The sequence below is a fragment of the Streptomyces botrytidirepellens genome (assembly GCF_003721215.1).
Taxonomy (GTDB): domain Bacteria; phylum Actinomycetota; class Actinomycetes; order Streptomycetales; family Streptomycetaceae; genus Streptomyces; species Streptomyces himastatinicus.
Genome location: NZ_RIBZ01000091.1, coordinates 1 through 9,253, shown reverse-complemented (window position 1 = coordinate 9,253; position 9,253 = coordinate 1). Strand labels below are relative to the sequence as shown.

The 9,253-nt window shown below is 73.5% G+C and carries 10 protein-coding genes; 4 read left to right on the top strand and 6 right to left on the bottom strand.

Translation table 11 applies throughout. From position 1 onward, the window contains the following. Together EEJ42_RS06810 and EEJ42_RS06805 are read left to right on the top strand one after the other, a co-directional pair. On the top strand, window positions 1-1,304 hold a 1,304-nt coding region (locus tag EEJ42_RS06810; protein WP_246096169.1), incomplete at its 5' end, for a S9 family peptidase. Window positions 1,305-1,440: 136 nt separating this feature from the next. After that, the gene (locus EEJ42_RS06805; protein WP_123099073.1) at window positions 1,441-2,166 is read left to right on the top strand and encodes a 4'-phosphopantetheinyl transferase family protein; all 726 of its coding nucleotides are present in this window, start codon (window positions 1,441-1,443) and stop codon (window positions 2,164-2,166) included. A gap of 31 nt (window positions 2,167-2,197) precedes the next feature. On the opposite strand, the gene EEJ42_RS06800 is transcribed toward EEJ42_RS06805, so the two are convergent. Beyond that, window positions 2,198-3,562 carry an MFS transporter gene (locus EEJ42_RS06800; protein WP_184502973.1) on the bottom strand — a complete coding sequence of 455 codons (1,365 nt, stop codon included), beginning with the start codon at window positions 3,560-3,562 and terminating at the stop codon, window positions 2,198-2,200. A gap of 286 nt (window positions 3,563-3,848) precedes the next feature. On the opposite strand from EEJ42_RS06800, the gene EEJ42_RS06795 reads away from it, so the two are divergent. Next, window positions 3,849-4,391, top strand: a complete 543-nt coding sequence (locus EEJ42_RS06795; protein ID WP_123099072.1) for a GNAT family N-acetyltransferase — start codon at window positions 3,849-3,851, stop codon at window positions 4,389-4,391. A 77-nt stretch (window positions 4,392-4,468) separates the two neighbouring features. On the opposite strand, the gene EEJ42_RS06790 is transcribed toward EEJ42_RS06795, so the two are convergent. The 5 genes from EEJ42_RS06790 to EEJ42_RS06770 form a co-directional block, all read right to left on the bottom strand. Then, entirely contained in the window at window positions 4,469-4,822 is a 354-nt protein-coding gene (locus EEJ42_RS06790; RefSeq protein ID WP_123099071.1) for a VOC family protein, read from the bottom strand. 32 nt (window positions 4,823-4,854) lie between these two features. Next, window positions 4,855-5,667, bottom strand: a complete 813-nt coding sequence (locus tag EEJ42_RS06785) for a methyltransferase domain-containing protein (RefSeq protein ID WP_123099070.1) — start codon at window positions 5,665-5,667, stop codon at window positions 4,855-4,857. A 181-nt stretch (window positions 5,668-5,848) separates the two neighbouring features. Next, window positions 5,849-6,229 (bottom strand): CBS domain-containing protein, encoded by a 381-nt coding sequence (locus EEJ42_RS06780; protein ID WP_123099074.1) that lies wholly within the window; start codon window positions 6,227-6,229, stop codon window positions 5,849-5,851. Window positions 6,230-6,286: 57 nt separating this feature from the next. Then, on the bottom strand, window positions 6,287-6,670 hold the full coding sequence (locus EEJ42_RS06775; RefSeq protein ID WP_123099069.1) for a DUF2795 domain-containing protein: 384 nt from the start codon (window positions 6,668-6,670) through the stop codon (window positions 6,287-6,289). A gap of 59 nt (window positions 6,671-6,729) precedes the next feature. After that, window positions 6,730-7,899 (bottom strand): baeRF2 domain-containing protein, encoded by a 1,170-nt coding sequence (locus EEJ42_RS06770; protein WP_123099068.1) that lies wholly within the window; start codon window positions 7,897-7,899, stop codon window positions 6,730-6,732. A 289-nt stretch (window positions 7,900-8,188) separates the two neighbouring features. Here EEJ42_RS06770 and EEJ42_RS06765 point away from each other — a divergent pair, with 289 nt between their 5' ends. Next, entirely contained in the window at window positions 8,189-8,788 is a 600-nt protein-coding gene (locus tag EEJ42_RS06765; protein ID WP_123099067.1) for a TIGR03086 family metal-binding protein, read from the top strand. Window positions 8,789-9,253: the final 465 nt, after the last annotated feature.

Genomic DNA, 9,253 nt, shown 5'->3' with positions numbered 1-9,253 from the left:
GGCCGAACGCGGAAGCGCCCGCGATGGCGAGTTCGGCCCCGGCCGCCGGATCCGGCCCGCTCGCGGGACCGGGCCGGTCCGCGCCCCCGAGGGAGGAGGCCGCGCCAGTGGCAGGCGCCGCCGCGCCCGGGGCGGATACCGGGGTGGGTGAACTGTGCCCCCGCCAGGAGGAGTTCGGGGGGCCGTTGTGGAAGCTCGGGCACCGGTGGTTCGCGCAGCTGGACGGCGGGCTGATCGCGGTGCTGCACGGGCGGGGCGCCCAGACCCTCGGGATCCTCGACCCCGAGACCGGTGAGCTGGCCGACGTCGCCGGGCCGTGGACCGAGTGGGAGCCGACGCTCGCCGTGGACGGCACCCGGGTCGTCGGCGTCGCCGCGAGCCCGCACAGCGGGCACGAGGTCGTGGAGCTGGACACCCTGACCGGCCACGCCCGCGTCATCGGCAGCGCCCACACCGACCCCGTCGACCCCGCGTACTACCCCCGGCCGCAGGTCCGCACCTTCACCGGGGCGGACGGCCGCGAGATCTACGCGCAGCTCTACCCGCCCCACAACCCCCACCACACCGCCCCGCCCGGCGAGCTGCCGCCCTATGTGGTGTGGGCGCACGGCGGGCCCACCGGGCGGGCCCCGCTCGTGCTCGATCTGGAGATCGCGTACTTCACCTCGCGCGGCATCGGCGTCGTCGAGGTCAACTACGGCGGGTCCACCGGCTACGGCCGCGCCTACCGCGACCGGCTGCGCGAGCGGTGGGGCGTGGCCGACGTCGAGGACTGCGCCGCCGTCGCCGAAGCCCTCGCCGACGAGGGCGTCGCCGACCGGGCCCGGCTGGCGATCCGCGGCGGCAGCGCGGGCGGCTGGACGGCGGCCGTGTCGCTCACCGCCACCCGGCTGTACGCGTGCGGCACGGTGATCTACCCGATCCTCGACCCCGCCGCCTGGGCCACCGGCGAGACCCATGACTTCGAGTCGCGGTACGCGGAGTCGCTGATCGGCCCCGTGAACGAGGTCCCGGACCGCTACCGGGAGCGATCGCCGCTGCACCGGGCCGACCGGATCACCGCGCCGTTCCTGCTGCTCCAGGGGCTGGACGACACGATCTGCCCGCCCGCGCAGTGCGAGCGGTTCCTGGCGGCGATGGCGGGGCGCGGGGTGCCGCACGCGTACGTCACCTTCGAGGGCGAGGGGCACGGCTTCCGCCGCGCCGACACCATGGTCCGCGCCCTGGAGGCCGAACTGTCCCTGTACGCCCACGCGTTCGGCCTGCCCGGGGCCGGGGTGCCCGCCCTGGAGCTGCGCACGTGAGGGCGCCGCGTTCAGCCGCTCGTCGGCGAGGATTGTCCGGGGCGCACTGCCGACCGTCGTGCGGCAGCGGTAGCGTGAGCAGCCTTGAAACCCGATATGCGAACTGTTTCGCCATCATTGGTACTGGAGGAGCCAGTTGACACCCGCACGGGCCCCGCGCCACGTCGGCCGTGAGCCGCTGCCCACCGCCTTGGCCGGTGGGTGGCCGCAGGGCGGCGAGCCCGAGACCTGGCTGCTCAGCGTCTCGGCCTTCACCGCCGCCCTGGACGCCGCCGCACCCGGCAAGATCCTCGACGCCGAGGAGCAGGAGCGGGCCGGGAGGTTCCTGCGCGCCGAGGACCGGGAGCGGTACACGGCGGCCCACATCGGGCTGCGGCAGCTGCTCGGCGGCTATCTGGGCGTGGACCCGGCCGCCGTGCCGTTCACCCGGGAGGACTGCCCCGGCTGCGGCGGCCCGCACGGCCGCCCCGCGGTGGTCGGCGCCCCGCTCCACTTCAATATGTCGCACGCCGGTGACCTGGTGCTCTTCGCCTTCGCCGGGACTCCGGTCGGAGCCGATGTGGAGAAGCTCCAGTCCGCTTCCACGGTGGCCCAGGTCGCCCAGAGCCTGCACCCCAGGGAGCGTGCCGAGCTGGACGCGCTGCCGACCGCGGACCGGCCCGCCGCCTTCGGTCGCTGCTGGACGCGCAAGGAGGCGTATCTGAAGGGCATCGGCACCGGGCTGTCCCAGGACCCGGCGCAGGACTACGTCGGCACCGGCCGGGAGCCGGTGCCGGTGGGGCCGTGGGCGCTGATCGACGTACCGGTGGATGCCGGTTACGCGGCGGCCATGGCGCTGCGCGACCCCGGCCGGGACGGGTGAGGACACCCGCTGCCCGGCCGGGGACGATGCGTCAGTGCGCGGACGGTGCGGGCGCCGGTGCGGGGGCTTTGGTGCCCGCACCGGCGCCGGTCCCGGCGCCCGGGCGGCGCAGCAGGTAGACCCCGATGACCGCGACCAGGGAGGCGGCGGAGAGCGCGTACAGCCCGCCGTTGGTGCTGCCCGTGCTCTCCTCCAGGTAGCCGAAGAGCGTCGGGGCGACGAAGCCGCCCAGGTTGCCGAGAGAGTTGATCACGGCGAGCCCGGAGGCCGTGACCTTGAGGTCGAGGCTGGACTGGGCCAGCGGCCAGAAGAGGTTGGCGCCGCACTTGCTGCCGACGGCGGCCAGGGTGATGGCCGCGAGCCCGAACCACGGGGAGCCGAGCGTGGCGAGGAACGTGCCGACGGCCGACAGCACCAGCACGATCGCGAGGTACGGGCGCCGGTCCGGCATGCGGTCGGTGTAGCGGCTCATGGTGTACATGGTGATCACGGCGCAGATCCACGGGATGGCCGAGAGCAGGCCGACCTGGAAGGGTGACAGCCCGCCGATGTCGTCGACCAGGCTCGGCAGCCAGAAGGTGATGGCGTAGCCGGTCAGCGCCATGGCGAAGAAGACGAGGGTGAGCAGCGCGACCTGCGGGTGGAGCACCAGGCGCAGCCGGGACACCTTGGGCTCGCGGCTGCGGGTGTCCCGGTCGTGCGCGATCGCCGCGGTCAGGGCCGCCCGCTCCTCGGTGGTGAGCCAGCGGGCGTCGTTGATGCGGGAGACGAGGAAGAACGCGGCGACGAGGCCCACCGCGATCGAGATGGCGCCTTCCATGGCGAACATCCAGCGCCACCCGGCGAAGCCGCCGAGGCCGTGCATTTCGAGGAGCGCGCCGCTGATCGGGCCGGTGACGATGTACGCGGTCGCGGAGCCCCCGAGGAAGATGGCGCTGGCCCTGCCCCGATAGGAGTCGGGCAGCCAGGTGGTGAGGTAGTACATGACGCCCGGGAAGAACCCCGCCTCCGCGATGCCGAGCAGGAAGCGCAGGGCGTAGAAGGAGGTGGCGCCGTGCATGAAGCACATGGCGAGCGTGACCGCTCCCCAGCTGATCATGATGCGGGTCAGCCAGACGCGGGCGCCGAAGCGCTCCATGAGCATGTTGCTCGGCACTTCGAAGATGGCGTAGCTGATGAAGAACAGCCCCGCGCCCAGGCCGTAGGCGGCGGCGCCGACTCCGATGTCGGCCCTGAGGTCGTCCTGGACGAACCCGACGTTGGTGCGGTCCATCTGATTGACGACCAGCATCAACACCAGCATCGGCATGACGCGCCGCAAGAACTTGCTCACCGCCCGGTCGACCAGCTCCGGGGCGGGCGCCGCGTCCTGGCCGGGGGGTCCCTGCTGTGCCATGGTGCTCTCCTGGCGATATGTTCATCCCTGTGAACAGTCAACGAGTGGTGCGCAGGACCATACGGTTCTGTATGCACTCGGTCAATGGCCCGTGAAGCACTTATTCCGCGGCGCTGACCTGGACTTCAGGCGCTCATCGGGTCCGGAAAGTCAAGAGGGCCCTGAGCGTTTGGCGTTCATGAATGTGACCAGAGGGGTCTGCTGTCGCCCTGCTGTCGTCCGTGCCGTCGGCCTGCTGCGGTCGAAGTCGGTGGCGGAGACCCGGCCTCCGTACCATCATTGACCAATGCCCGAACACGCGTATCTCGCCGAGGGAACCCGCGCGGCCATCCGGCCCCATCGGCGGGAGGACGGCGCCGAATTCGTCCGGCTCGCGCGGCAGAGCGTCTCCTTCCACCGCCCCTGGCTGACGCTGCCCACGACCGACGAGGCGTACGAAGGCTTCATCGCCCAGCTGGAGCGGGAGGACCGGCGCGGCTTCCTGGTCTGCGTACGGGAGACCGGCGCGCTCGCCGGATTCATCAACATCAACAACATCGTGCGCGGCGCGTTCCAGTGCGGCGCGATCGGCTACGGCGCCTTCCCGCCCGCCGCCGGGCGCGGCTATATGTCCGAGGGGCTCGGGCTGGTGCTGCGGCAGGCCTTCGGGCCGCTCGGGCTGCACCGGATCGAGGTCAACATCCAGCCCGGCAACGAGGCGTCGACCGCGCTCGTCAAGCGGCATGGCTTCCGGCTGGAGGGCTTCTCGCCGGACTTCCTCTACATCGAGGGGGCGTGGCGCGACCACGACCGCTGGGCCATGACCAGCGACATGCTGGGGCCCGCGTGACCGCTGGGGCCCGCGTCACCGCGGTCGGCGAGGGTGCCAGGGGAGGCGGCCCCCGCCGACCGGCCGGGGGAGCGGCGTCAGGCGCCGGGGTTGCGGTCCACGTACTCGAAGATCGACCCGTCCGGGTGGCGGGCCACCAGCATGCGGCCGGTGGGGGCGGGGATCGGGCCCGCGACGATCTGCGCGCCGACCGCCGTCAGATCGGCGATCGCCTCGTCCACGTCCTTCACCGCGATCGTCGCCGTGATCTTGCGGAGGATCTCCATCTCCGACTCCGGACCACTCATCAGAAAGAAGCAGCCGACCGCCGCGACCGAGACGCCGCCCCGCTGGAAGCGGGATGCCTCGGCGCCCGTGAGTCGTTCGTAGACGCTGATGGCGGAGTCCAGATCGTCGACGCAGACCCGCAGTGAAGTCCCCATGATGTCCATGCGGGCGAGCCTAGTTGAACCTCAACCGCACGTCAGACGCGGCACAGGACCTCACCGTGCAGGACCGCGAACCAGCCGTCGTCCCGGCTGCCCCACTCGCGCCAGGCGTCCGCGATCTCCCGCAGCTCCGCCTCCGTGGCGTGGCCGCCCTCCACCGCGCGCCGGGCGTACGAGGACGCGACCGTGCGGTCCGCCCACAGTCCGCTCCACCACGCCCGCTCCTCGGGGGTGGCGTAGCACCACGCCCCGGCGCTCGCGGTGACGGCCGAGGCGGGGAAGCCCGCCTCCAGGGCCCAGGACCGCAGCCGGCGCCCCGCGTCCGGCTCGCCGCCGTTGGCGCGCGCGACCCGGCGGTAGAGGTCCAGCCAGGCGTCCAGCCCGGGGACGTGCGGGTGCCAGGTCATGGTGGCGTAGTCGCCGTCGCGGGCCGCGACGATGCCGCCCGGTTTGCACACGCGCCGCATCTCGCGCAGCGCCCGCACCGGGTCGCCGACGTGCTGGAGCACCTGGTGGGCGTGGACGACGCAGAAGGAGTCGTCGGGGAAGTCCAGTGCGTGGACGTCGGCGACCGCGAAGCGGGTGTTGGTCAGCCCGCGCTCGTCGGCGGCCGAGCGCGCCCGCTCCAGGATGGCGGGCTCCGTGTCGACGCCGACGACCTCGCCCTGGGGGACCAGTTCGGCCAGGTCGGCGGTGATGGTGCCGGGGCCGCAGCCGATGTCCAGGATGCGCATAGGGGGCTTGAGGTGGCCGATCAGATAGGCCGCGGAGTTGGCGGCCGTGCGCCAGGTGTGCGAGCGCAGCACCGACTCGTGGTGTCCGTGGGTGTAGACGGCGTCGTTCGGCATGACGGAACTCCTCATCGAGCGTCGAGTCGACCGCGGGCGGAAACGATCTCCACCGTACGCCGCGTCTCGTATGACGAGAAGAGTCGTCTCGTTATGTGGGCTTGCGGTGGGCGCGAGAAAGGGCGGCGGGGGTACGGCAACTCCCGTTCCCCGCCGCCCTCTTGGCGTTCGGACCCACCGCTCAGGCGGGCGCCCGTCCCTGCTCCAGATCCCCCATGCTCACCACACCCACCGGGCGCCCCGCCCGGACCACCGGCAGCCGCCGCACCTCATGCCTGCGCATCAGCGCGGCCGCCTCGGCGATCTCCTCGTCGGGGCCGATGGTCACCGGGTTCGGGGTGCACACCAGATGGCAGCTGACCGCCAGCGGATCGACGCCGTCCGCGACCGCGCGCAGGGTGATGTCGCGGTCGGTGAGGACGCCCAGCAACTCACCGTCGAGCGCCACGAGAACGCCGCCGATGTCTTGCGCGCGCATCAGCTGCGCCGCTTCCACCAGCGAGGCATCGGGACGCACCGAGGTGACCGTCGGCGTCATGACGTCTTTCACGTACTGAGGCATGTCGTTCGCCTTCTTCGGATGTGTCGGGGTGGAGGGAGCCGCCACGCCTCGGGGCGGCTACGCCTCGGGGCGCAGGCCGAGCGCGGAGACCACCTCCTGCACGGTGTGGAACGTTTCGTGGGCGGGCAGCTCCTGGGCCAGGGCGATCAGCCGGTCCGGGGCGTGCCGCTCGTGCAGCACGCGCAGCACGGCGCTCCGTTCCGCCGGGAACGTCGTACGGCCCAGATGGCGGGCGAACTCGAAGCGGAGCGCCTCCGCCTGGCCGGTCGCCCCGGGCGCGGGCACCGGACCGGTCGTCACCTCCGGGTCGTCGTCGGCGGCGGGCTCCGGGTCGTGCCACTCCTCGACCCGGGTCGGGTGTCCGGAACGGATCAGACCCTGAAGCTCCTGCTTCATCTCATCGTCCCGGTGAACGCTCAGCCGGTTGCTGCCTCGCTGCATGTCGGTCCCCTTCCTTCACGGGTCCGTATGGCTCGTGGGATGGTCATGTCCCCGAGAGTTCACTGCGGCGCGCCGCCCTCGTACGGCCAGCGCAGCAGTGCGCCCAGCCCCCCGACCGGGGCGCCGTTCGTGTCCTCCGCCCCGTCGGGCGGCACCGTCAGCACCTCGGCGCCGGTGGCCGCGGCCGAGCGGATCAGGGCGTCGTCGGCACGCACCGCGGCGGGCCGGGCGTCGCCCAGGTACTGGAGGTCGGTACGGCGCATCGCCACCTGGTCCGGCTCGGCCCCCGCCCATACGTCGCGGTACAGGTCGGTGCCGTCCGGCCGGATCAGCAGCGTGCCGATGCGGTGCTCGCGCGCCGCGTCGACCAGCGCCGGAACGCCCTCCGCGGCCGTCACACGGCCCTCCGCGGGCACGCGGCCCGCCCGGAAGCGCTCCAGTACCTCTCCGGTGTGGTCGTGCAGGTGCCGGGCCCGCACCTCGTCCACGTCGCGGTCCAGCAGGCGGGCGGCGTGCGTACCGGGCGAGGCCGAACCGGCGGCCCGGCCGCCGTGCGCGGTCTCCGCGGCCCGGCCGCGCAGCTGCTCCGGCAGCCGGTCGTGTACCGCGCGCCGCTCGCGCGCGTCCCCGACCAGTAGCACCAGATCGGCCTGCGTCTCCTCCTGGCGGGCCCGCAGCTCGTCCGCGATCAGCCCCGCGTTGTGTTCCCAGGTGTTCTCCGTCCGCAGCTGGAAATGGCGCTCCGACCAGTCGGCCGTCGCGGTGCGGTGCACCGGCCACTGCTGCCCGGTCACCCGCCCCACGGCCCGGTCGCCGCGCGCGCCGCGCAGCTCGAAGTCCGCGCCCGTGCGGTCGATGTACGCCACCAGGCAGGTCGGATCGTCCCCCGCCAGCTCCACCAGCGGCCCCACGTGTGGCAGCGCCGACCAGCACGCGTGGGGCGCGCCCTGTGGCGGCGCCGTCAGGGACGGGTCGAGCACCACCTCGCCGCGCGAGGCGAAGACGGCCCGGCCCACCGGCTCGGTCGCCGGTGTCACCGTGGCCAGCTCGTCGTACACCGCACGGACGGTGCGCGCGTCGGCGCCCTGCTGCTCCAGCCGGCGGCACGCCTCACGGGCGTGGCGCTCGTGCTCCTCGGCCGAGGACTGGTCGGCGTGCGAGGTGTCGACGTAAACGGTTGCCCAGGGGCCTGGGCGTTCGAACAGCGGATTCAGGAATCCGAGTCGCATGTACTTCCCTCCCGGCGTTCCGGGTGTTTCGTCCCTCCCGCGTACCCGTCGCCACGGCATCGACACGGGCGCGGACGGGTCGGGTCCGGATTCCTGAGGAAGATTTCTTCGCCAGGTTTGAGGCACCCCCGCCCGGGGACCCGACGCGTGGCCGAGCGGCCCGCGTAGGGATGAGGGCGGCGNCGGCCCGCGTAGGGATGAGGGCGGCGCCGGGCACGGGAGATCAGGGGCCCGTGCCCGGCGCCTCTGCGCGTTTTTTAACGCCACGGGGCGCGGGTACCCGGCGCGCATGACTGACACCTCCGCGAACCCGGCGGCGGAGAATCCGCTGCTGGCCAGACACGGTGAGGCGCTGGACCTGTTCACCGAGCGGGTGCACGCCGTACGGCCCGACCAGTGGGACGCCCCCACACCCTGCACCGAGTGGACCGTGCGGGACCTGGTGAACCACCTGGCGGTCGAGCAGATGTGGGTCCCGGCGCTGCTCCGCGAGGGCGCGAGCGCGGGCGGCGAGACCGATGTCCTGTCCGGCGACCAGCTCGGCGAGGACCCCGTCGCCACCTGGGACGCGGCCGCCGCCGTCGCCCGCACGGCCTTCCAGGAGCCGGGCGCCCTCGAACGCACCGTCGCCCTCTCCTACGGCGCGAGCCCCGCCACGGAGTACTGCGCCCAGATGACCGCCGACGCGACGGTCCACGCGTGGGACCTCTCCCGCGCCATCGGCGCCGACGAACGGCTCCCCAAGGCGCTGGTCGACTTCTCCGTACGGGAGGTCGCCCCCTACGCGGCGGACCTGGAGAAGAGCGGCCTCTTCGCGGCCCCGGTCGACCCCCCACCGAACGCCGACGCCCAGACCAAACTCCTAGCTCTGCTGGGTCGCGAAACGTAGCCCGCGCCGGGCGGCTTTCCCCACCCCGCCCCTTCCCGAACCCGGGGCTCCGCCCCGGACCCCGCCGGGGCTGCGCCCCGTCCTGGGCCGGGTGGTGGCCCCGGCTTGTGCTGGGCGGTGAGGCGGTGGGGTCTTTTCCCCTACCCCGCCCCTTCCCGAACCCGAGGCCCTGCCCCGGATCCCGCCGGGGCTGCGCCCCGAGCCTGGCCGGGTGGTTGCCCGGCTTGCGCCGGGGGCGGATAACGGGGCTGCGCCCCGGACCCGGGGGCCCGCACCGGGGCTGCGCCCCGGGTCCCGGGCGTGGCGTTGGGCTGCGTCCTGGGCTCGGCCGGGTGGTTGCCTGGGTCGGCTGTGCCCCGTGGGCCCGGGGGCGTTGGGGCTGCGCCCCGTCCCCGGCCGGGTGGTTGCCCGGCTTGCGCCGGGGCCGGATAACGGGGCTGCGCCCCGGGGCCGGCCGGGCCGTGG